Annotated in this window: 17 protein-coding genes; 7 read left to right on the top strand and 10 right to left on the bottom strand. The window is 44.2% G+C overall.

Annotated features, from left to right (window positions below):
• Window positions 1-29 precede the first annotated feature (29 nt).
• Together F0232_RS05050 and F0232_RS05055 are read right to left on the bottom strand one after the other, a co-directional pair.
• On the bottom strand, window positions 30-962 hold the full coding sequence (locus F0232_RS05050; RefSeq protein WP_105057255.1) for a sugar kinase: 933 nt from the start codon (window positions 960-962) through the stop codon (window positions 30-32).
• 34 nt (window positions 963-996) lie between these two features.
• Window positions 997-1,332, bottom strand: coding sequence for a cupin domain-containing protein (locus F0232_RS05055; RefSeq protein ID WP_009846518.1), 336 nt, complete (start codon window positions 1,330-1,332; stop codon window positions 997-999).
• A 332-nt stretch (window positions 1,333-1,664) separates the two neighbouring features.
• On the opposite strand from F0232_RS05055, the gene F0232_RS05060 reads away from it, so the two are divergent.
• The 3 genes from F0232_RS05060 to F0232_RS05070 all read left to right on the top strand — a co-directional run bounded on the left by F0232_RS05060 (window position 1,665) and on the right by F0232_RS05070 (window position 7,200).
• Window positions 1,665-3,872 (top strand): heparinase II/III family protein, encoded by a 2,208-nt coding sequence (locus tag F0232_RS05060; protein ID WP_061032722.1) that lies wholly within the window; start codon window positions 1,665-1,667, stop codon window positions 3,870-3,872.
• 2 nt (window positions 3,873-3,874) lie between these two features.
• Complete coding sequence (locus tag F0232_RS05065; RefSeq protein ID WP_061032721.1) at window positions 3,875-6,043, top strand: heparinase II/III family protein; 2,169 nt, start codon at window positions 3,875-3,877, stop codon at window positions 6,041-6,043.
• 356 nt (window positions 6,044-6,399) lie between these two features.
• Entirely contained in the window at window positions 6,400-7,200 is an 801-nt protein-coding gene (locus tag F0232_RS05070; RefSeq protein WP_244268255.1) for a fumarylacetoacetate hydrolase family protein, read from the top strand.
• Window positions 7,201-7,295: 95 nt separating this feature from the next.
• Here the strand turns inward: F0232_RS05070 and phnE (F0232_RS05075) are convergent, their stop codons facing one another.
• From phnE (F0232_RS05075) to phnD, 4 genes are all read right to left on the bottom strand, one after another.
• Window positions 7,296-8,126 carry a phosphonate ABC transporter, permease protein PhnE gene (gene phnE / locus F0232_RS05075; RefSeq protein WP_061032719.1) on the bottom strand — a complete coding sequence of 277 codons (831 nt, stop codon included), beginning with the start codon at window positions 8,124-8,126 and terminating at the stop codon, window positions 7,296-7,298.
• Between the two features lie 10 nt (window positions 8,127-8,136).
• Complete coding sequence (gene phnE, locus F0232_RS05080; protein ID WP_061032718.1) at window positions 8,137-8,979, bottom strand: phosphonate ABC transporter, permease protein PhnE; 843 nt, start codon at window positions 8,977-8,979, stop codon at window positions 8,137-8,139.
• Window positions 8,976-9,794 (bottom strand): phosphonate ABC transporter ATP-binding protein, encoded by an 819-nt coding sequence (gene phnC, locus F0232_RS05085; protein ID WP_061032717.1) that lies wholly within the window; start codon window positions 9,792-9,794, stop codon window positions 8,976-8,978. The genes phnE (F0232_RS05080) and phnC overlap by 4 nt, the downstream gene beginning before the upstream one ends.
• A 159-nt stretch (window positions 9,795-9,953) precedes the next feature.
• Window positions 9,954-10,910 carry a phosphate/phosphite/phosphonate ABC transporter substrate-binding protein gene (gene phnD, locus F0232_RS05090; RefSeq protein WP_105057254.1) on the bottom strand — a complete coding sequence of 319 codons (957 nt, stop codon included), beginning with the start codon at window positions 10,908-10,910 and terminating at the stop codon, window positions 9,954-9,956.
• A 266-nt stretch (window positions 10,911-11,176) separates the two neighbouring features.
• Between phnD and F0232_RS05095 the strand changes: the two genes are divergently transcribed.
• Window positions 11,177-11,896 carry a FadR/GntR family transcriptional regulator gene (locus F0232_RS05095; RefSeq protein WP_061032715.1) on the top strand — a complete coding sequence of 240 codons (720 nt, stop codon included), beginning with the start codon at window positions 11,177-11,179 and terminating at the stop codon, window positions 11,894-11,896.
• Between the two features lie 149 nt (window positions 11,897-12,045).
• On the opposite strand, the gene F0232_RS05100 is transcribed toward F0232_RS05095, so the two are convergent.
• From F0232_RS05100 to F0232_RS05115, 4 genes are all read right to left on the bottom strand, one after another.
• Window positions 12,046-13,545: a tripartite tricarboxylate transporter permease gene (locus F0232_RS05100; protein WP_061032714.1), complete on the bottom strand. Its 1,500-nt coding sequence runs from the start codon at window positions 13,543-13,545 to the stop codon at window positions 12,046-12,048.
• Between the two features lie 8 nt (window positions 13,546-13,553).
• A complete protein-coding gene (locus F0232_RS05105; RefSeq protein ID WP_061032713.1) occupies window positions 13,554-14,009 on the bottom strand; it encodes a tripartite tricarboxylate transporter TctB family protein in 456 nt (151 codons plus the stop codon).
• 88 nt (window positions 14,010-14,097) lie between these two features.
• A complete protein-coding gene (locus F0232_RS05110) occupies window positions 14,098-15,024 on the bottom strand; it encodes a tripartite tricarboxylate transporter substrate binding protein (RefSeq protein WP_061032712.1) in 927 nt (308 codons plus the stop codon).
• A gap of 25 nt (window positions 15,025-15,049) precedes the next feature.
• Complete coding sequence (locus F0232_RS05115) at window positions 15,050-15,520, bottom strand: hypothetical protein (protein WP_061032711.1); 471 nt, start codon at window positions 15,518-15,520, stop codon at window positions 15,050-15,052.
• Window positions 15,521-16,592: 1,072 nt separating this feature from the next.
• Here F0232_RS05115 and F0232_RS05120 point away from each other — a divergent pair.
• The 3 genes from F0232_RS05120 to F0232_RS05130 all read left to right on the top strand — a co-directional run bounded on the left by F0232_RS05120 (window position 16,593) and on the right by F0232_RS05130 (window position 22,126).
• Complete coding sequence (locus F0232_RS05120; protein ID WP_105057253.1) at window positions 16,593-18,371, top strand: transporter; 1,779 nt, start codon at window positions 16,593-16,595, stop codon at window positions 18,369-18,371.
• Between the two features lie 255 nt (window positions 18,372-18,626).
• A complete protein-coding gene (locus F0232_RS05125) occupies window positions 18,627-20,705 on the top strand; it encodes a DUF4962 domain-containing protein (RefSeq protein ID WP_105057252.1) in 2,079 nt (692 codons plus the stop codon).
• Between the two features lie 539 nt (window positions 20,706-21,244).
• Window positions 21,245-22,126, top strand: a complete 882-nt coding sequence (locus tag F0232_RS05130; RefSeq protein WP_105057251.1) for an NAD(P)-dependent oxidoreductase — start codon at window positions 21,245-21,247, stop codon at window positions 22,124-22,126.
• The last annotated feature ends 993 nt before the right edge of the window (window positions 22,127-23,119 follow it).

Genomic DNA, 23,119 nt, shown 5'->3' on the forward strand with positions numbered 1-23,119 from the left:
AGCCCTTGATTAATATATAAAGTATCTAATTATAGAGACAGATCAGGCGTCGCTTCTAGCGGAATAATCGCACCTGGATGCTGAATTACGGTTCCTGCCACAATATGACCAGCAAACGCTGCATCACGAGCATTGCCACCGCTCAAGCGTTTAGCAAGGAAACCTGCGCTGAACGAGTCTCCAGCCGCTGTCGTGTCAACGATGTTGTCTACTGGGTTTGGTGCAACGTATTGAGCGCCCTGGCTTTCAACAACTAAGCAGTCTTTTGCACCGCGCTTAATGATGATCTCTTTCACACCAGACTCAGACGTACGTGCAATGCACTGTTCAATGCTTTCGTCGCCGTACAACTCTTGCTCATCATCGAACGTAAGCAGTGCTGTATCTGTGTACTTAAGCATTTTTAAGTACCAAGAAATCGCTTCTTGTTGGCTTTCCCAAAGCTTTGGACGGTAGTTATTGTCGAAGAATACTTGGCCGCCTTGCGCTTTAAATTTGTCTAAGAAGGTGAATAGCTGTGTACGTCCATGCTCTGTCAGGATAGCTAGCGTAATACCACTTAGGTAAACCGCATCAAAAGAGAATAGCTTATCAAGCAGAGCTGGAGTGTCTTCTTGGTCAAACATGAATTTTGCAGCAGCATCACTACGCCAGTAATGGAAGCTACGTTCACCAGTTTCATCGGTTTCGATGTAATAAAGCCCTGGCTGTTTGTGATCAAGTCGAGCAATCAAACTAGTATCAATACCTTCTGATTGCCACTTTTCTAACATGTCAGTACTGAATGGGTCAGTACCTAATGCCGTAACATAGCTGGTGTTGATATCTTGCTCTTTAGTTAAGCGTGACAGGTAAAGTGCTGTATTTAGTGTATCGCCACCAAAACTTTGCTTAAGCCCGTCTTGTTTCTTTTGTAGCTCAACCATGCACTCGCCAATGACCGCGATGTTTAATGATTTCATATGCTTACCTTAGCAACTGAGGTTGCGCTATTCATTATTTTAGGAAATCTTCACGCGCAGGGTTGAAGATATCAAGAAGGATGCTGTCTTGCTCTAGAGCAACCGCACCGTGCATCATGTGTTTACGAGCAAAGTAAGCATCGCCTTCTTTAAGCACTTTCTTTTCGCCTTCGATTTCAGCTTCGAAACTACCACGAACTACGTAACCGATTTGGTCGTGAATCTCATGAGTATGAGGGTGGCCAATCGCGCCTTTATCAAAACATAGATGAACAGCCATAAGATCGTCAGTGTAAGCAACGATTTTACGCTTAATGCCGCCGCCAAGTTCTTCCCATGGGTTTTCATCTAGAATAAAGAAAGAGTTCATTGTGTATCTCCTAATCTGTTTAAATCTTTTAAGTGTTACTTAACTGTGTTCATCATAAGGGAATGACTTTAATTGTAATACAATATATCTAGAATTATGTGATGCCGATCAAGTGATACTTTATATAGCCTAAATAAATCAACAACTTAACTAACGCCTGTTATTCACCATTCACTATCTACATCAATGACTTACAGTGATTTATGTGATTCTACTCATCATTTCGCACTGAATAGCTATAATTAAAGCTCATATTGTATTACTTTATATGGAGTTTGAAAATTTAATCAAAGTTTAAGCAGATAAACTCTTTATTGAGGGTGACAAAGAATATGACGACTAAACCAGTATTGTTGACTGAAGCTGAAATAGAGCAACTTCACCTTGAAGTAGGCCGCTCTAGCTTAATGGGTAAAACCATTGCAGCGAACGCGAAAGACCTAGAAGCGTTCATGCGCTTACCTATTGATGTTCCTGGTCATGGAGAAGCGGGTGGTTATGAACACAACCGCCATAAGCAAAACTACACGTACATGAATTTAGCTGGTCGCATGTTCTTGATCACTAAAGAGCAAAAGTACGCTGACTTTGTTACAGAATTACTAGAAGAGTACGCAGACAAATACCTAACGTTTGATTTCCACGTACAGAAAAACACTAACCCTACCGGTCGTTTATTCCACCAAATCTTGAACGAACACTGCTGGTTAATGTTCTCAAGCTTGGCTTACTCTTGTATTGCTTCAACATTGACACAAGAGCAACGTGACAACATTGAGTCTCGTATCTTCGAACCAATGCTAGAAATGTTCACAGTGAAATACGCACATGACTTTGACCGAATCCACAACCACGGTATTTGGGCTGTAGCCGCTGTAGGTATCTGCGGTCTTGCTCTTGGTAAGCGTGAGTACCTTGAAATGTCAGTCTACGGCATTGACCGTAACGACACTGGCGGTTTCTTAGCGCAAATCTCTCAACTGTTTGCACCTTCTGGCTACTACATGGAAGGTCCTTACTACCACCGTTACGCGATTCGCCCAACTTGTGTATTCGCGGAAGTGATTCACCGTCATATGCCTGAAGTGGATATCTACAACTACAAAGGTGGTGTGATTGGTAACACGGTACAAGCGATGCTGGCGACAGCGTACCCGAACGGTGAATTCCCAGCTCTGAACGATGCATCTCGCACAATGGGCATTACAGACATGGGCGTTCAGGTTGCAGTGAGCGTTTACAGCAAACATTACTCATCTGAAAACGGCGTTGACCAAAACATTCTTGGTATGGCGAAGATTCAAGACGCAGTTTGGATGCACCCATGTGGTCTTGAGCTATCTAAAGCTTATGAAGCGGCGTCTGCTGAGCAAGAAATCGGTATGCCTTTCTGGCCAAGTGTTGAATTGAACGAAGGCCCTGAAGGTCACAACGGCGCGCAAGGCTTTATCCGTATGCAGGATAAGAAAGGTGACGTTTCTCAGTTAGTGATGAACTACGGTCAACACGGCATGGGTCACGGCAACTTCGATACGCTGGGTATTTCTTTCTTCAACCGCGGTCAAGAAGTGCTACGTGAATACGGTTTCTGTCGTTGGGTTAACGTGGAGCCAAAATTTGGCGGCCGCTACCTAGATGAAAACAAATCTTACGCTCGTCAAACGATTGCTCACAACGCAGTAACGATTGATGAAAAATGCCAGAACAACTTTGATGTTGAACGTGCAGACGCGGTACACGGCTTACCACACTTCTTCAAAGTAGAAGACGAGCAAATTAACGGGATGAGTGCGTTTGCTAACGATCACTACCAAGGTTTTGACATGCAACGCAGCGTGTTCATGCTAAATCTTGAAGAGTTGGAATCTCCGCTACTATTGGATCTTTACCGTTTAGATTCTGAGAAAGGTGGCGAAGGCGAACACCAATACGATTACTCGCACCAATATGCCGGTCAGATTGTTCGTACTAACTTTGAATACCAAGCGAACAAAGAGTTGAACACGCTGGGTAGTGACTTCGGTTACCAACACCTATGGAACGTAGCAAGCGGTGATGTGGATGGCACGGCACTTGTGAGCTGGCTACAAAACAACACCTACTACACATGGTTAGGTGCAACGTCTAACGACAATGCTGAAGTTATCTTTACTCGCACTGGCGCGAATGACCCAAGCTTCAACCTACGCTCAGAGCCTGCTTTCATTCTACGTAGCAAGGGTGAAACAACACTGTTCGCTTCTGTTCTAGAAACTCACGGTTACTTCAACGAAGAGTTCGAGCAATCAGTCAATGCTCGCGGCGTTGTGAAAAACATCAAGGTTGTCGCGCATACAAATGTGGGTTCAGTCATCGAAATCAGCACAGAGAAATCAAACGTGACAGTGATGATCAGCAACCAAATTGGCGCGACTGACAGCACAGAACACAAGGTAGAACTGAACGGCAAAGTATACAGCTGGACAGGCTTCTACTCAGTAGAGACAACTCTACAAGAAACAAATTCAGAAGAACTTAGTACTGCAAAGCAGGGGAAATAATAATGAGCTATCAACCACTTTTACTTAACTTTGATGAAGCAGCAGAGCTTCGTAAAGAACTTGGCAAGGATAGCCTTTTAGGTAACGCACTGACTCGTGACATTAAACAAACTGACGCTTACATGGCTGAAGTTGGCATTGAAGTACCAGGTCACGGTGAAGGCGGCGGTTACGAGCACAACCGTCATAAGCAAAACTACATCCACATGGATCTAGCGGGTCGTTTGTTCCTTATCACTGAGGAATCAAAGTACCGTGATTACATCGTAGATATGCTAACTGCGTACGCGAAGGTTTACCCAACGTTAGAGAACAACACAAGCCGTGACACTAACCCACCGGGTAAGATCTTCCACCAAACATTGAATGAAAACATGTGGATGCTGTACGCTTCTTGTGCGTATAGCTGTGTTTACCACACGATTTCTGAAGATCAAAAAACACTGATCGAAAATGACTTGTTTAAGCAAATGATCGACCTATTCGTCGTGACTTACGGTCATGACTTCGACATCGTACACAACCACGGTCTATGGGCTGTGGCTGCGGTTGGTATCTGTGGTTACGCGATCAACGACCAAGAGTCAGTAGACAAAGCACTGTACGGCTTAAAACTGGACAAAGTAAGCGGCGGTTTCTTAGCGCAACTTGATCAACTGTTCTCGCCAGACGGCTACTACATGGAAGGTCCTTACTACCACCGTTTCTCTCTGCGTCCAATCTACCTATTCGCAGAAGCGATTGAGCGTCGTCAACCAGAGGTCGGTATTTACCAATTTAACGATTCAGTGATCAAGACAACCTCTTACTCTGTATTCAAAACAGCCTTCCCAGACGGCACATTGCCAGCTCTGAACGATTCATCGAAGACGATCTCTATCAACGATGAAGGCGTGATCATGGCAACGTCTGTGTGTTACCACCGTTACGAGCAGACTGAAACTCTGCTTGGTATGGCTGATCACCAACAAGACGTTTGGGTTCATGCTTCTGGTAAAACACTGTCTGATGCGGTTGATGCAGCAGACGACATCAAAGCATTCAACTGGGGTAGCCTGTTTGTAACGGATGGCCCTGAAGGTGAAAAAGGCGGCGTAAGCATTCTTCGTCACCGTGACGAAAAAGACGGCGACCCTAAGACCGCAGATACCATGGCGTTGATTTGGTTTGGTCAACACGGCAGCGACCACCAGTACCACTCTGCGCTAGACCATGGTCACTACGACGGCTTGCACCTGAGCGTATTCAACCGTGGCCACGAAGTGCTGCACGATTACGGCTTTGGTCGTTGGGTAAACGTTGAGCCTAAGTTTGGTGGTCGTTACATTCCAGAGAACAAGTCTTACTGTAAGCAGACGGTTGCTCACAACACAGTAACGGTCGATCAGAAAACACAGAACAACTTTAACACAGCATTGGCTGAGTCTAAGTTTGGTCAGAAGCATTTCTTCGTAGCAGGCGACCAGTCTCTACAAGGTATGAGCGGCACGATTTCTGAATACTACACTGGCGTAGACATGCAACGCAGCGTGATTCTTGCTGAGCTTCCTGAGTTCGAGAAGCCGCTAGTGATTGATGTTTACCGCATCGAAGCTGACGCAGAGCACCAGTACGACTTACCAGTTCACCACTCTGGTCAAATCATCCGTACTGACTTCGATTACAACATGGAAAAAACGCTTAAGCCACTAGGTGAAGACAACGGTTACCAACATCTGTGGAACGTTGCTTCAGGCAAAGTGAACGAAGAAGGTTCTCTAGTAAGCTGGCTACATGACAACAGCTACTACAGCCTAGTAACCAGCGCTAATGTGGGCAGCGAAGTTATCTTTGCTCGCACTGGTGCTAACGATCCAGACTTCAACCTTAAGAGTGAGCCTGCGTTCATCTTACGTCAGTCTGGTCAAAACCATGTGTTTGCTTCTGTATTGGAAACACACGGTTACTTTAACGAGTCTATCGAAGCCTCTGTAGGCGCTCGTGGTCTGGTTAAATCGGTGTCTGTTGTTGGTCATAACAGTGTCGGGACTGTTGTGCGCATTCAAACGACATCTGGCAACACTTACCACTACGGTATTTCAAACCAAGCTGAAGACGCGCAGCAAGCAACTCACACTGTTGAGTTTGCTGGTGAGACATACTCGTGGGAAGGATCATTTGCTCAACTGTAAATGATCAACATATATCGTTTAATGACGGTATGTGCTGATGTGGTGCTTTGCGGGAACGAAGTGCCACGTCATGTTCGGTTGGTAGGGTGCTCGCATCTAAATAACTGAACGAAACTAATGTCGATGACAAAGAATATCGGAAATAAGTCAAACCGAGTAACTCGTTGCGAGTTGCTCGGTTTTTTTATGTATGTGATTTGAGAGTCACTCTTTCACGCGTACTGGAATTGACCGTGGGGAATTAGAGTGGCTCGAAGATAACCAGAGTAGGCCGAAGATAACCAGAGTGGACTAGAGTTTAGATTGGAGATTAATCGACAAGGGAATCAAGTATGAAAGGATTAATGGCGGTATTGATGATTTCAAGCGCTGCTTATGTCAATGCGGAAACCGTAGTTAAGAACAGCATCAAGGAATTCGTACGCTATCAATATCAAGACAAAATCAGTTATGGGAAGTTAGATAAAGGCGATGTGTTACCTATCAGCGGTGACATCTTCGGTGAGTATGCCGTCGCAAAAACCTCGATTCCTCTTGAGTCTGTCGAAGTATTATTGCCTATCAAGCCTGAAAAGGTGTTTGCGGTAGGGATGAACTTCGCCAGTCACCTAGCATCACCTGCCAATGCGCCGCCCCCTATGTTTCTTAAACTTCCTTCTTCTTTAATCCTGACAGGCGAAGTGATTCAAATGCCACCTAAAGCGAAGAACGTCCACTTTGAAGGAGAGCTGGTGGTCGTGATTGGTAAGGAGCTTAGCCGAGCCAATGAAGAAGAAGCCGAACAAGCGATCTTTGGTGTCACTGTGGGTAACGATATTACAGAAAGAAGCTGGCAAGGCACGGATTTACAATGGTTACGAGCGAAAGCATCAGATGGCTTTGGGCCGATTGGTAATACGATTGTTCGTGGCATCGATTATAACAAGGTGCAACTGACCACTCGTGTTAACGGAGAGGTTGTGCAACAAGAAAGTACCTCGTTCATGATCCACAAGCCTCGAAAAGTGGTTAGCTACTTGAGTCACTATTTTACCCTTAAGCCGGGCGATCTTATTTTTATGGGCACACCGGGCAGAACGTTTGCGCTATCCGATAGAGACAAAGTGAGTGTTACCATTGAAGGGGTAGGGACGGTCGTTAATGAAGTGCGCTTCTAAGCGTGAGTTTGTCCGCAACACCTCAACAAACAAAAGCCTACTCTGTGAGTAGGCTTTAATCTTAGCTAACCGTCAATTTGACGTTGTTTTATTATTTAGATGAGGGTTTTTCGAGCTTTGGCAGCCAACCATTCTGAGAAGACAACCGTCACGAGAATCGCACAGAAAATCACAGTCACTTGAGGCCATGCCAGCATCGCCATTGATTCTTGCAGTTTCAAACCGATACCGCCTGCGCCTACTAATCCTAATACTGTAGATTCCCGAATGTTGATATCCCAACGAAACAAGCTCGTGCCGATAAAGCTTGGCATCACTTGAGGAAGAATGCCGTAGTTCAACACTTGCAGCGGAGATGCGCCCGTCGATTGAATCGCTGACATTTGTGTTGCGTTCACTTCTTCAATTGCTTCGTACATCAACTTAGCCACGAAACCAATCGAGCGTAGGGCAATCGCGATAATACCCGCCAACAAGCCTGGGCCGATGATCGCAACTAACAGAAGAGCCCAAATTAAAGAGTTAATTGAACGGCTTGCCGCGATGATAAAGAGCGCAATAGGTCTGATAAACGTCATGCTTGGTGTCGTGTTACGTGCCGCTAAGAACGCAACCGGAAACGCCAGTACGATCCCCAACAATGTGCCAAGTGTCGCGATGTTAATGGTGTCCCACAACGGGCTCCAAAGTGAATCTAAGTAGCTCCATCTCGGCGACCACATACGTGAAGATATATCAGCAAGTTGATTTGGTGAGTCAGTCACAAAGTACCAAATCGTATCCTTGTTCATGACTTGCCATGCAATAACGGTCAAAGCAACAAAGCAAAGCCAGCCAATCCAAAGCATCAGACTCTGTTTACTGTCGTAACGCTGCCATTGGGTACGATTCATGGCGATTGAAGGTGTGTCATTTAGCGTGCTCATTGGTCGTTCCTTACTGCACATGCTTACGGATGATGGTCGATAGATATTCACACAACATCACGATCACGATAATAATCAATAGAATAGCGGCTGCGGCGCTGTACTCGTAGCGGTCCATTGCTGTATTCAACGTTGCGCCAATACCACCTGCGCCAACAATGCCAATCACGGCAGACTCACGGAAGTTGATGTCGAGTCGGTACATCGAAAGGCCTATAAAGCGGGGCATCACCTGCGCTTGAATGGCATAGTTCACTTGTTGTAGCCAGCTTGCGCCAGTTGCACGCATTGCAGTGAGAGGGGCTGGGTCAATGGCTTCGATTTCATCAGCAAACAGTTTTGCAAGAAACCCAATGGTCGCGAAGGTTAGCGTGACAAAACCAGCAAAGGTGCCAAAGCCAAATAGCGCAACACATAAAATAGCGACGATGATCTCTTGTAAGCTTCGGGCTATAGAAATGAATCCACGACAAAATAGGTAGATTGGCGTTGGTGCTAAGTTCTTTGCTGCACCAAGCCCAAATGGAATAGAAAGAATCACACCAGCGACCGTTGAGGTAAGTGTCATGGTCAGACTTTCAATTAAGCCTTGATATATGTTGTCCCAGCGTCCGCTGAAATCTGGGTTCATGAAGGCCATAATGAACTGTAAACCACGCTCGCTACCTTCGTAGATACGAGCCCAATTGACATCAACTGATTGTGTCGCTAGGTACAAGTAAACCGCGACTACGATGATCAAGCTCCAACGTAACCATGGGCTTGAAATCAAAGGTGGCTTTGTCCACTGTTTTGGGTATTGAAGTGCTTGTTCTGATTGCGCTGAACCATGCTTAGAATATGGCTGAATCATGCTGTTGCCTCAGCCAAGCTAGGCCCGGTGATGATTAGATCATCGTCGTCTTGTTCTGTTTGTTGGCTCCAATCTTCTTCACCGTAGATCTGTGTTAATACGTCTTCAGTCAGCAGGTTTGGTTTGTCGTCAAAGACAACGCAACCTGCGTTCAAACCAACAACGCGATCCACAAACTGTTTGGCTAACTGCACATCGTGAATATTGATGATGGCTGGAAGTTGTTGCTCAGAACAAATTTCGCTAATCAAGCGCATGATTTGGCGTGCCGTACGTGGATCAAGTGCCGCTGTTGGTTCGTCAATCAAGAGTAACTTGGGTTTCTGAGCGAGTGCTCGGGCAATACCAACACGTTGACGCTGACCACCCGACAGAGCGTCAGCTCTCTTATTTGCGTGTTCCAATAACCCCACACGATCGAGTAGGGCATAGGCTGCTTGGATATCCGACTCTGCAAAGCGGCGAGTGAAGCTTTGCCAGAAATTCACATACCCTAAACGGCCTGAAAGCACGTTTTCCATTACCGTTAAACGTTCAATCAGCGCGTACTCTTGGAAGATCATCCCAATCTCGCGGCGTGATTGTCTTAGTTGGCGCTTGGAAAGCGTTTCTAGATTGGTATTGGAAAAGATTACTTCGCCGCTGGTGGGTTCGGTGAGCCGGTTAATACAACGAATAAGCGTTGATTTTCCGGCACCAGATGGGCCAATCAATCCAACCACTTCGCCGGCATTCACCGACAAGCTAACGTTGGTCAAGGCTTTATCAGAACTGGAGTAGTGCTTGGTAAGCCCTTTTAGGGTAAGAGTAGACATAGTATTCCTATAAGACCGGTGTACTAAGCGTTCGCCTGAGGCTGAAATGGGAAGTAAACCGCTGAAAGTGGTGAGTAACTGCAGGCACATGTACCTGCAGCTAGTTTTAGTGTGTGTTACGGGTTTATCTGTGTGGTAGTGGTTTAGCGTTTGAGTCGTTTAGCTACAGGTGTAAGACACTTTGTTTGCTGTATCGATAGTGCGAATGACTTCCCAATGCTCTTGGTAAGTGATTGGAACAAACTTCGCTTCGCCGTTACGCTCAAATTCTTCTTGAAGCTTTGTGCCTTCCCAGTCGAAAGTGAAGAAGGCTTTTTGAATCTTCTCTTGCAGCTCTGGCGTTAGGTTATGCGCTGTGCCGTAAGCCGTTGTTGGGAAGGTTTGAGACTTGTAGATGCTCTTGATTTGATCTTCTTTCACCACTTCGCGTGAAAGCATGCGGTTCAATACTGAGTTCGCTACCGCTGCTGCATCGTAGTCTTTGTGCGCCACACCTAATATAGAGTTGTCGTGCGCACCAGAGAATGCAGGTTTGAAATCACGGTCAGGTTGAAGTTGGTATTCCGCGTCCAAAATGGCAGAAGGTGCTTTAAAGCCAGAGTTCGATGTTTGTGATGTGAACGCTAAATTTTTACCTTTTAGATCTTCCACGTTTTCAATACCAGAACCCGGATGGGTGATGATTTCCATTTCGTAACCGAAAGAGCCATCTTCCGCGGCCATCATGGTGAATGGAGCAAAGCCTGCGCAGTTAACCGTTAGTGGTGTAGAACCTGTGTTGAAACCTGCGATATGCAGACGACCTGAACGCATAGCTTCGATTTGAGCTGCGTTATTTTGAACAGGAAAGAAACGAATCGTCTTTTCCGTTGTTTTTTCAAGGTGGCTCAAAAACTCGCTCCACACATCAGCGTATACTGCTGGATCTTCAACTGGTGTATAAGCAAAAATTAGCGTGTTTGGATCAACCCATTGCGATTCGTCTTGAGGAATATCCGCGACCAAGTTGCCAGTACGATCTTCGTATCGTGTATCCATTGCTAATGCAGAACCAGAAAAAATCAGCGCAGCAGTAATAGCGCTTTTAAGCGTAAGATTCGTTTTTGTCGGTTTCATTATTTCAGTCCAATTGAGTGATTTGTTGGGGAGGGAGTATAGAAATCGAGGATGACAGAACCGATGCGTTTTGATGACGGATTTATGAATGGTGTAACATATTATTTCTGAGTGACTGAATTTGGACACTTTCTAAGTGTTTGATTGGTTGAGTAAAATAGTAGGCTATTATGGTTTGAGATTTTACTTAATTGGCGATAGGTTGAAATACTGTTATAGTGATCCTTAAATAATACATAAACATAACATATAAAATAAGTGAACTTATGGTTAGCAGTTTTAATTCAATTTCGGGCTCGAAGCGCAGCCTGCACGTTCAAGTAGCGCGTGAGATAGCTCGTGGGATCTTGTCTGGCGATCTGCCTCAAGGTTCTATTATTCCTGGTGAAATGGCGTTGTGTGAACAATTTGGTATCAGCCGAACAGCGCTTCGTGAAGCTGTTAAGCTTTTGACTTCTAAAGGCTTGTTAGAGTCTCGCCCAAAAATTGGTACTCGCGTAGTCGACCGTGCGTACTGGAACTTTCTTGATCCTCAACTGATTGAATGGATGGACGGCCTAACCGACATAGACCAATTCTGTTCTCAGTTCTTAGGCCTTCGTCGTGCGATTGAACCAGAGGCATGTGCATTGGCAGCAAGGTTTGCAACTGCTGAGCAACGCATCGAGCTTTCAGAGATCTTTCAAAAGATGGTAGAAGTGGATGCTGCTGAAGTATTTGACCAAGAAAGCTGGACAAACATCGACATTCGTTTCCACAGCTTGATCTTCAATGCAACTGGTAACGATTTCTACCTGCCATTTGGCAACATTCTGACGACCATGTTCATGAACTTCATCGTGCACTCTTCTGAAGAGGGCAGCACATGTATCAATGAACACCGCAGAATTTATGAAGCGATCATGGCTGGCGACAGTGAAAAAGCGCGTTCAATGTCAGCGGCGCACCTTCAAGATGCTAACCACCGCTTGGCGACTGCAAGCTAAAGACGGTGTTTGGTTCGATTTGAAACACGAGTAGATTCAAATTAACCCTTGATAAGCTAGACAACGCTTTATAAGTCTAGAGAAAGTTAAAAAAGGTATGCCAAGAGCATACCTTTTTTGTTATTTGTTCTTGATGTGTGCAAAGCACCCTAAGAACATTCAGCGGCCTGCTTTTGTTTCTGTTTTTTCTTCATTTTTAATGTTGAATAAACTGAGAATATAGCCAAAACAATGAACGCAAGGGCGATAGGGCGTTCATAGAGGAAAGACCAACTGCCGTCGTACATCAGTAGAGATTTTCTTAGGTTTGTTTCCGCCATGGGGCCAAGAATGATCGCAAGCAGTATTGGTGAAGACGGAATATCGAGTTTGGTTAGAACAAACCCTAACAACCCAAAACCAATCGCAATACCAACATCGAACATTGAATTGTTGATGGCGTAGGCACCTACAATTGATAAGAATACAATAATTGGGATCATGATTATTTTGGGTACTTCGATGATTCGGCAAAAGAAGCGAATCCCGAGCAAACCAATAACTAGCATTACAAGGTTAGCGACTAACATTGAGCTGAATACACCGTAAACGACTTCTGGGTTTTGAGCGAAGAGCAGTGGTCCAGGTGTTAAACCTTGAACGATCAATGCACCAAGTAATACCGCCGCTACCGCATCTCCGGGTACGCCTAAGGTAAGTAATGGAACGAGTGAACCGCCCGTTACACCGTTGTTTCCGGCTTCAGCTGAAGCTAACCCTCTGACTGAGCCTTTACCGAATTCTTCAGGGTTCTTAGATGACCGCTTAGCTTCGTTATAACAAACAAACGCTGATATATCCGCGCCCGCTCCTGGTACCGAGCCAATAGTTGTGCCCATCAAGCCACTTTTAACGGCTGTGGGTAACATCTCTTTTAAATCGCCTTTACTGAGTAGTTTGTGATCGAATTTTGGTGGTGCGACTTTCTTTTCAGAAAAGAGCTTTTCCAATTGATTTAACGCTTCAGATAAGGCGAATAGGCCAATCAATACAGGAATGACATTGATACCACTGTATAGATCCATGATGTCAAAAGTGAACCTAGGAACACTGCTGATTGGGTCAAGCCCTACTGTTGAAACCAAAAGACCGATCGTTCCCGCTAAAAGCCCTTTAAAAATGTTGTTTGATGACACGCTCGCGATAATCGTTAACCCGAAAAGTGCGAGAGCAAAATATTCGGGAGCGTTAAAACGAAGCGCAAAAGTCGCGAGTTTAGGAGCAATGGCGATAAGCACAATCGTACTTAACAAGCCGCCAATGAATGAAGCTACTGCAGATATGCTAAGTGCTCTGGCTGCTTGCCCTTTAGCCGCCATCGTGTGTCCATCAAGGACACTTGCTGCTGAAGCCGGTGTCCCAGGGGTTTTCAATAATATAGCTGCAATTGAGCCGCCATATATACCACCGATATAGACCCCAATGAGCATGACCAGTGCTGATGTCGGTTCCATACCAAAAGTAAAAGGTAAAAGTATTGCAACCCCCATTGTGGCGGTTAAACCGGGTAGTGCGCCAAGGATGACGCCACCGAGAACGCCAAAAACGAGTACGGGTAAAACGGCAAAGCTCACAGCAGTCGCAAGACCATCGCCTAGATATTGAAACATACGCTCTCCTATGACCAACTAGCTTCGGGAAGGGCAATGTAGAACACTTCACCAAACAGATAATAAACAGCAATAACGAATGTGACTGCGATAAGATAATAAATCGGCTTTTTTACTTTGAAGTAAACAAGGTAGAAGATGAACGCGATCAAACTCGCATAAAGGTATCCAGCAACACTGATAAGTAGGGCATAGCCGATCAGAAATCCGATACCAAATATCGACATTTTAGTGACCATTGCTTCTTGCTTTTCTGTGGCACCTTTAAGCTTGTGTTGGACTATCAAGACGATACATATTGCGATTTGAGCAATCACAATCATCATCGGAAAGAATTTCGCATCGACGCTAGCGTCCTGATACATAGGTCGGTCAAACTGAGTAATGAGAGCGAGCGCTATACCGCTAAGAACAATCATTATGGAAGGGAAGATGATGTTCCGATTTAAGTTTGAATTAGACATAGAATTTACCCCTAAAAAGTAAAACAAGGGAAAGGCACAAATCGATAAAAAAGGCACAACTTAAAGAAGTTGTGCCATTGGATGAATCTTATTTAATTAATGCAGTTAGTGATTTCGTATCTTCTGCAACGAACTCAGTGAAAGCTTTATCATCTAAGTTGTGAATGGTCATTGCACCTTTTGCCATGAAAGACTTGAACTCTTCACTCGCCATTGCTTCGTCGAATGCTTTACCCAGTTTTTCAACGACTTCGTCAGGTGTATTTTTTGGAGCACCTATGCCGCGCCATGTTCCTGTCACAACATCGATACCTTGCTCTTTTAATGTCGGTACGTCTGGGATGTATTGAATACGCTCTTCAGACATCACACCAAGTGCTTTTAATTGGCCCGAACGAAGCTGTGCAATTGCTTCGCCAGGGGTAACCATTGTGACGTCGGTGTGGTTACCAAGTACCGCAGGAATTGCTTCAGATGCACCATTGTAAGGAATGGCATTAAGTTTAATGTCTTGGTCTTTCTCTAACGACATTAAGTAAAAGTTCGGCGCAGCTGTTGAAGCAAATTTCACGCTTCCAGGGTTGTCACGTGCTTCTTTAATTAAATCATTAATTGTGTTGTATGGGCTGTCTTTTGCAACTAATACGACCGCTGGGTCGAGGTTCACTAAGCGAATGAGCCTAAAGTCGTCTGCTGTATGGCGCATCAACCCCATTTGAGGAAGCGAAGCGATTTCACGTGTTACTACCGTTAATGTGTATCCATCAGCACGCTGTTGAGCACCGAAGCTCATGCCCACAGCTCCAGCTCCGCCTGTGCGGTTCATGATAGAAATGTTTTGGCCCAATACGTCTTTAGCGCTATTAGCTAACGTACGACCAACGGCATCAGTACCACCACCTGCACCAAAGGGAACAACTAGGCGAATGTTTTTACTTGGGTAATCGGCTGCGACTGAGGTGGCTGAAACGAGGATACCTGCTGCCAACATTATTGATTTCAATAGCTTACTCATAATAAATGCCTTTTGATTCTGATTATTAACGATAGGTTTGTGTAGGGTTGTCGATTTTTTGCATTTGGTACTCGTGCATGGTGAGTTGTTCGATAGCTACTGCTATCCAACCGCTAATAAGCATGTCATACCATTGTTGTACTCCGCTGCAGGCCACAACAACATTGCCGTAAACAAAAGATCCGTAAAACAAAACGTCTTCATCACGCAATGAAGTAGGGTGTTGTGATTGCAAAGAAATATTGCTTGTTGATTCACGCCAAGCTTGTTTTGCCTTTTGACGAGCAAGGCGGTCAAATTCGATGTTCCAAGTTTCGGGAGTACCGAGGGATTCTTCATACAGAATGGCCTCTTCAAAAGACCCTTCCCAAGGTTTCACATGAGGATTCATAACGACAATGTGCAGTTCTTTTCTGTTTGTTCGTTCAAAAAGCTTGTCGATAGAGGGCTTTACAATGTCGATAGCGTCTTGAGTAATCTCTAGGATTGAGCGCATTCCGTATGTCCTTATATTTGAATGTTTTATATAGAATATTGTATGACAATAATTCTTCAATTGACGAAGTTCTGGAAGTCGCTTGCGATCACAAGTGGAAGTCTCCTAAATAGACTTCGCTCTTGTTTTAACCATGATGTTAAGAAAATAGTGTGATTTTGGTCTTTTTTTTGGCTGTACATCAATGGGCCTAATTCTTATTTGTCGGTAATTGACTTTCTATTTATGAATCAAGCCACTTATGAAGGTTTAGGAGTGATTTATATTGTACCCACGTTGTGGGAACAGGGTGAATTTCTCCAAATAGGGTTGATGAAATAAAGAGGAAATCAGGTCATGGTAATTAGTTTTAACCACGTCTATAAAATATGACTCGAATATATTAATAATTGGTGGTTCTCGATCTGACATTATTAATGATGGGAGATTGGAATCCGGAATGTAACTTTAGAGATATTGTAGCGACTGAATTTGATGTTAGTTTGGCTTATATCTTTGAGTTATTTGATAAATAACGGCTTTGATCTTGGTTGTCTTTGGGTTTTAGTGTTTTTAAATCATAGTGCTGTCTGGTTTGACTTTTGCTGGATGTCTAAGATATGTAAAAAATACACGTCAAACTATGAATCGTTTCATTGCACTAGTGGTTAATTTTGTCGTGATATTAATAATGGGGGGAAATATTGGAAGGATTACTCATCCTTATTAAATTTATATGCAATCAAATTGTTATAGATATAATGATTTCTTTTGCTTACGCTGCGGTGATATAGACAAGGTTTTGATAGAAGCGTCACCTTTTTATGAAACAACACGTTATTTTGGGTCATATTTGAGTGAGGTGAGCGAGGTTTATCAGCACGATTTCTTTGTAATTGGCGTTCTAGTTATCCCAATTATGGGCGGTGTGCAAGATATCTTGATGTATATATATTTGATAGCGATCACTTGTATGATGATTGATTCTGGCGATATATAGATCGCTGTCACTCATTTGGGTTATTGTACTACAAATAATTATAAGGTTTTCCTATAGTCCGTGTAACAAATTACAACGGACAAAGGATACACGATGGAACTCAACACGATTATTGTCGGCATTTATTTCCTATTCTTGATCGCGATAGGTTGGATGTTTAGAACATTTACCAGCACCACCAGTGACTACTTCCGCGGGGGCGGTAACATGTTGTGGTGGATGGTTGGTGCAACCGCCTTTATGACCCAGTTTAGTGCATGGACATTCACCGGTGCGGCAGGTAAAGCGTATAACGATGGCTTTGCCGTAGCGGTTATCTTCGTAGCCAACGCATTTGGTTATTTCATGAACTTCGCATACTTCGCTCCAAAATTCCGTCAACTACGCGTAGTAACTGTAATCGAAGCTATTCGTATGCGTTTTGGTACGACGAACGAGCAAGTATTCACTTGGTCTTCAATGCCGAACAGTGTTGTTTCTGCGGGTGTATGGCTAAACGCACTGGCAATCATCGCTTCTGGTATCTTCGGCTTCGACATGACAGCCACAATCTGGATTACTGGTTTGGTTGTATTAGCGATGTCAGTAACAGGTGGTTCATGGGCGGTAATCGCATCAGACTTCATGCAGATGGTTATCATCATGGCAGTAACCGTGACATGTGCTGTTGTTGCTGTTGTTCAAGGTGGCGGTGTTGGTGAAATCGTGAATAACTTCCCAGTAGCGGAAGGCGGTTTTTTCCTTTCTGGTAACAACATTAACTACCTAAGCATCTTCAGTATTTGGGCATTCTTCATCTTCGTTAAGCAGTTCTCTATTACTAACAACATGCTTAACTCTTACCGTTACCTTGCGGCTAAAGACTCAAAGAACGCGAAGAAAGCAGCGCTACTGGCGTGTGTGCTAATGCTTTGTGGTGTATTCATCTGGTTCATGCCTTCTTGGTACATTGCAGGTCAAGGTGTCGACCTAGCAGCAGCTTACCCAGAAGCAGGTAAGAAAGCGGGTGACTTTGCGTACCTATACTTCGTACAAGAGTACATGCCAGCAGGTATGGTTGGTCTTCTCGTTGCTGCTATGTTTGCCGCGACAATGTCTTCAATGGATTCTGGTCTAAACCGTAACTCAGGTATTTTCGTTAAGAACTTCTACGAACCAATCGTTCGTAAAGGCAACGCTACCGAGAAAGAGCTTGTAACTGTTTCTAAGATTACTTCTGCCGTGTTTGGTATCGCTATTATCCTTATCGCACAGTTCATTAACTCGCTTAAAGGTTTGAGCTTGTTCGATACAATGATGTATGTGGGCGCACTTATCGGCTTCCCAATGACAATTCCTGCATTCCTTGGCTTCTTTATTAAGAAGACTCCGGACTGGGCTGGTTGGGGTACGCTAGTTGTCGGTGGTTTCGTTTCTTATTACGTAGGTTTCGTTGTTAATGCTGAAATGGTGTCGTCAGTCTTCGGTCTGGAAGAACTAACAAGCCGTGAATGGTCTGATGTTAAGGTTGCTATCGGTCTGGTTGCACACATTACTCTGACAGGTGGTTTCTTCATCCTATCAACTCTGTTCTACAAGCCATTAACTGAGAAGCGTCAGGCTGACGTTGATAAGTTCTTCGGCAACCTAGCAACGCCACTTGTTGCTGAGTCAGCGGAACAGAAGAAACTAGACAACAAACAGCGTGAGATGCTTGGTAAACTTATCGCAGTAGCGGGTGTTGGTATTATGCTGATGGCAATGCTTCCAAACCCAATGTGGGGACGTCTGGTCTTCATCCTATGTGGTGTGATAGTTGGCGGTGTTGGTATGCTGCTAGTTAAAGCTGTCGATGATGGTGGTAAGCAAGCGAAAGCGGTCACTGAAAGCTAATACGTAGAAAATGTTTAATAGAATGCGATGCTCGAGAGGGCATCGCATTTTTTTGCTTTGCAAAGATGGAGCATCTGCATGGATTGGGGGCGAGCAGGATAACAGCGAGCGCTTGCTCTGGAGTACAACATCAGACCTAAATCACGAAAACTGCAAAAAAGTGTTCAATCGAATCGAAACAGATTTAATTGTCCTACAATAAGACGTATATTATTGCTAATTCCTTTCAGTCAACTTGAATATAAGTGAGTTAGAATGAGCGACCAAAAATCTCTTGATGCAATCAGGAAGATGAAGCTGGAGAATGACACTTCAGCAGGTAATCTTGTAGACCTACTCCCTATCGAAGTACAAAAACGTGACTTCGACCTATCATTCCTAGACAACTTGAGCGAAGCACGTCCACGTCTTCTTGTTCAAGCTGATCAACTAGAAGAATTCAAAGCAAAAGTGAAAGCTGATGAAGCTCACTGCATGTTTGATGATTTCTACAACAATTCTACGGTTAAGTTCCTTGAGACAGCACCTTTTGAAGAGCCTCAAGCGTACCCTGCGGAAACAGTAGGAAAAGCTTCTTTGTGGCGTCCTTACTGGCGTCAAATGTACGTTGATTGCCAAATGGCACTGAACGCGACACGTAACCTAGCGATTGCTGGTGTGGTAAAAGAAGACGAGACGCTAATCGCAAAAGCAAAAGCTTGGACTCTAAAACTGTCGACGTACGATCCAGAAGGTGTGACTTCTCGTGGCTACAACGATGAAGCGGCGTTCCGTGTTATCGCAGCAATGGCTTGGGGTTACGACTGGCTACACGCTTACTTCACAGATGAAGAGCGTCAGCAAGTTCAAGATGCTTTGATTGAGCGTCTCGACGAAATCATGCACCACCTGAAAGTGACGGTTGATCTACTGAACAACCCGCTAAACAGCCACGGTGTTCGTTCTATCTCTTCTGCTATCATCCCAACGTGTATCGCGCTTTATCACGATCACCCGAAAGCAGGCGAGTACATTGCCTACGCATTAGAATACTACGCAGTGCACTACCCACCATGGGGCGGTGAAGACGGCGGTTGGGCTGAAGGTCCTGACTACTGGAACACGCAAACTGCATTCCTAGGTGAAGCATTCGACCTATTGAAAGCATACTGTGGCGTAGACATGTTCAATAAAACATTCTACGAAAACACAGGTGACTTCCCGCTTTACTGCATGCCTGTTCACTCTAAACGTGCGAGCTTCTGTGACCAGTCTTCAATTGGTGACTTCCCAGGTCTAAAACTGGCTTACAACATCAAGCACTACGCAGGTGTTAACCAGAAACCTGAGTACGTTTGGTACTACAACCAGCTTAAAGGCCGTGATACTGAAGCTCATACGAAGTTCTACAACTTCGGCTGGTGGGACTTTGGTTACGATGATCTTCGCTTCAACTTCCTATGGGATGCTCCAGAAGAGAAAGCACCATCAAACGACCCTCTGTTGAAAGTATTCCCAATCACTGGTTGGGCTGCATTCCACAACAAGATGACTGAACGTGATAACCATATTCACATGGTATTCAAATGTTCTCCGTTTGGCTCAATCAGCCACTCTCACGGTGACCAAAACGCATTCACGTTGCATGCATTCGGTGAAACGCTGGCGTCAATCACTGGCTACTACGGTGGTTTCGGTGTTGATATGCACACCAAATGGCGTCGTCAAACGTTCTCTAAAAACCTGCCACTATTTGGCGGTAAAGGTCAGTACGGCGAGAACAAGAACACAGGTTACGAAAACCACCAAGATCGTTTCTGTATTGAAGCGGGCGGTACAATCTCTGACTTCGACACAGAATCTGATGTGAAGATGGTTGAAGGTGACGCAACGGCATCTTACAAGTACTTCGTTCCTGAAATCGAATCTTACAAGCGTAAGATCTGGTTTGTTCAAGGTAAAGTATTCGTAATGCAAGACAAGGCGACGCTTTCTGAAGAGAAAGACATGACTTGGCTAATGCACACAACTTTCGCAAACGAAGTGGCTGATAAGTCTTTCACTATCCGTGGCGAAGTTGCGCACCTAGACGTGAACTTCATCAATGAGTCTGCTGATAACATCACTTCAGTTAAGAACGTTGAAGGTTTCGGTGAAGTAGACCCATATGAGTTCAAAGATCTTGAGATCCACCGTCACGTTGAAGTGGAATTCAAACCATCGAAAGAGCACAACATCTTGACGCTTCTTGTTCCAAATAAGAACGAAGGTGAGCAAGTTGAAGTGTCTCACAAGCTTGAAGGCAACACGCTACTGCTTAATGTTGATGGTGAAACGGTTTCAATTGAACTGTAATTCGTTGAATTAGCAGCTAGATACCAAAAACTCCGGGCGAAAGCTCGGAGTTTTTTTGTTTGCACAGAACAGACAGTAGCGTACAAGGCTGGAAGAGGTTGCGTTGGTTAGTTAGAGGCTAAGTAGCAAGAGTGCCAGGCTTAGTAAGTGGCGACAAAACTTTGGTTTAAACCTCGTGTTCAGTAAACCTTACTAAGGCTAGGGCAGTGACTGTCTTCCAATCATTTGTCAATTACTGACAGTGGGCAGCCTTAACCTTGTCTGAAAAAAGGGACGGCAGGTTAATAATCGTTATTGGAGTGGCTTATTCTCATTAATCGTATGACATTTAGAGTACGTTATTTCATCAATAGGCTATTTTTTGATTGCTATATCGCTCTTGTAAGTACAAAGCGTGACCATATTTTCTCGTAAAGTGAATCCCCGTCACAACTTGCGTCTAAGCATTGAAGGATTACCCTAAAACTATTGCGTAACGGAAAAGACGTCGTTATTATAATGAACATATAATCATACAATACTATATTTGGAGTTTGAACATGACTAAACCTGTAATCGGTTTCATTGGCCTAGGTCTTATGGGCGGCAACATGGTTGAAAACCTACAAAAGCGCGGCTACCACGTAAACGTAATGGATCTAAGCGCTGAAGCTGTTGCTCGCGTTACAGATCGCGGCAATGCGACTGCATTCACTTCTGCTAAAGAACTAGCTGCTGCAAGTGACATCGTTCAGTTTTGTCTTACAACTTCAGCTGTTGTTGAAAAAATCGTTTACGGTGACGACGGCGTTCTAGCTGGCATCAAAGAAGGCGCAGTATTAGTAGACTTCGGTACTTCTATCCCTGCTTCTACTAAGAAAATCGGCGCAGCTCTAGCTGAAAAAGGAGCGGGCATGATCGACGCACCTCTAGGCCGTACTCCTGCACACGCTAAAGATGGTCTTCTGAACATCATGGCTGCTGGCGACATGGAAACTTTCAACAAAGTTAAACCTGTTCTTGAAGAGCAAGGCGAAAACGTATTCCACCTAGGTGCTCTAGGTTCTGGTCACGTTACTAAGCTTGTAAACAACTTCATGGGTATGACGACTGTTGCGACTATGTCTCAAGCTTTCGCTGTTGCTCAACGCGCTGGTGTTGATGGCCAACAACTGTTTGACATCATGTCTGCAGGTCCATCTAACTCACCATTCATGCAATTCTGTAAGTTCTACGCAGTAGACGGCGAAGAGAAGCTAGGTTTCTCTGTTGCTAACGCTAACAAAGATCTTGGTTACTTCCTTGCTCTTTGTGAAGAGCTAGGTACTGAGTCTCTAATTGCTCAAGGTACTGCAACTAGCCTACAAGCTGCTGTTGACGCAGGAATGGGTAACAACGACGTACCAGTAATCTTCGACTACTTCGCTAAACTAGAGAAGTAATCGACGTACGACCTCGCTCGGGTATTGCCTGTCATTTAGGCGGCGATACCTCAGCGAGGTTCGTTTTTATCTGAACAAGTCTTATCTATAATCCTGTTTTATCCTCGCTCCCTGTTTTATCCTTAATACCAGTTTGCTCCCACGGTTTCACTCTCCCTCGTAAAGCCAGCTGTCATCAGTATTAATTTTCTCGTTCTACTTTTTTATTTCTTGTTGTTCTATCCAATCCAAACTTTACCGGTTTCGACTTTTAATTTTGTATATCAACGCTCTACGCCACCATAAACCTATCGTTGTAGATGCGCTTTGTTAGACAGCAGCTGACACTCTATTTTCCCACAAACAAGTACCTAAAACTGACAATAATGGGTGACACTTCGCACCCTAGATCGATAACTAAAACCCGAGCAATCAGCAACAAATAAAAAAAAGCCCACATAGCTGGTGACTATGTGGGCGTGTTCGGACTAGCCGTCTGGAAAAACAAATGAACAATACCAGTGAATAACGATTAACGAGATCCCCCGACAGTTTCTGCATTAAACGTGTTCAATGACCTTAAAGCGAGTCGCTTCAATTACCACTTCGAATTGTACAAAAGCATCCAGAAAGAACTTAAGTTATGATTCAAACATACCATACATCAAGGCTTATTGTATTACAAATAAACATTGGGGTTGAATGCCTTTAGTGAATAGTTAAAGAGTGAAAATGTGAGGTGATGCTCGTTTTTGATTCGACGAGTTCATGTCGACAAGGTTATTTCAGTGAAGCGCTATATTGGCGAGATTGGAAGGTAACTATCTGTAATTAGATCATTTTTTCGTGTTACTTTGCTTGGCTATACTCGGAGTGTATTCCAGATTCATAAATGATAACTATGTCACAAGGTGTTTTTAACTACTTTTAATATATCAAGATCGCTCACAGAAAATGGTAGTCAATTAAGCATACAATATTAATTAATTTGATGGTTGTGACTATGGGCGGTAT

It is taken from the genome of Vibrio sp. T3Y01, from assembly GCF_013114525.1.
Classification (GTDB): domain Bacteria; phylum Pseudomonadota; class Gammaproteobacteria; order Enterobacterales; family Vibrionaceae; genus Vibrio; species Vibrio chagasii_B.

Coding starts and splice junctions, on each gene's coding strand:
- F0232_RS05050 (WP_105057255.1), bottom strand. CDS start 962: ATGAAATCATTAAACATCGCGGTCATTGGCGAGTGCATGGTTGAGCTA.
- F0232_RS05055 (WP_009846518.1), bottom strand. CDS start 1,332: ATGAACTCTTTCTTTATTCTAGATGAAAACCCATGGGAAGAACTTGGC.
- F0232_RS05060 (WP_061032722.1), top strand. CDS start 1,665: ATGACGACTAAACCAGTATTGTTGACTGAAGCTGAAATAGAGCAACTT.
- F0232_RS05065 (WP_061032721.1), top strand. CDS start 3,875: ATGAGCTATCAACCACTTTTACTTAACTTTGATGAAGCAGCAGAGCTT.
- F0232_RS05070 (WP_244268255.1), top strand. CDS start 6,400: ATGATTTCAAGCGCTGCTTATGTCAATGCGGAAACCGTAGTTAAGAAC.
- phnE (WP_061032719.1), bottom strand. CDS start 8,126: ATGAGCACGCTAAATGACACACCTTCAATCGCCATGAATCGTACCCAA.
- phnE (WP_061032718.1), bottom strand. CDS start 8,979: ATGATTCAGCCATATTCTAAGCATGGTTCAGCGCAATCAGAACAAGCA.
- phnC (WP_061032717.1), bottom strand. CDS start 9,794: ATGTCTACTCTTACCCTAAAAGGGCTTACCAAGCACTACTCCAGTTCT.
- phnD (WP_105057254.1), bottom strand. CDS start 10,910: ATGAAACCGACAAAAACGAATCTTACGCTTAAAAGCGCTATTACTGCT.
- F0232_RS05095 (WP_061032715.1), top strand. CDS start 11,177: ATGGTTAGCAGTTTTAATTCAATTTCGGGCTCGAAGCGCAGCCTGCAC.
- F0232_RS05100 (WP_061032714.1), bottom strand. CDS start 13,545: ATGTTTCAATATCTAGGCGATGGTCTTGCGACTGCTGTGAGCTTTGCC.
- F0232_RS05105 (WP_061032713.1), bottom strand. CDS start 14,009: ATGTCTAATTCAAACTTAAATCGGAACATCATCTTCCCTTCCATAATG.
- F0232_RS05110 (WP_061032712.1), bottom strand. CDS start 15,024: ATGAGTAAGCTATTGAAATCAATAATGTTGGCAGCAGGTATCCTCGTT.
- F0232_RS05115 (WP_061032711.1), bottom strand. CDS start 15,520: ATGCGCTCAATCCTAGAGATTACTCAAGACGCTATCGACATTGTAAAG.
- F0232_RS05120 (WP_105057253.1), top strand. CDS start 16,593: ATGGAACTCAACACGATTATTGTCGGCATTTATTTCCTATTCTTGATC.
- F0232_RS05125 (WP_105057252.1), top strand. CDS start 18,627: ATGAGCGACCAAAAATCTCTTGATGCAATCAGGAAGATGAAGCTGGAG.
- F0232_RS05130 (WP_105057251.1), top strand. CDS start 21,245: ATGACTAAACCTGTAATCGGTTTCATTGGCCTAGGTCTTATGGGCGGC.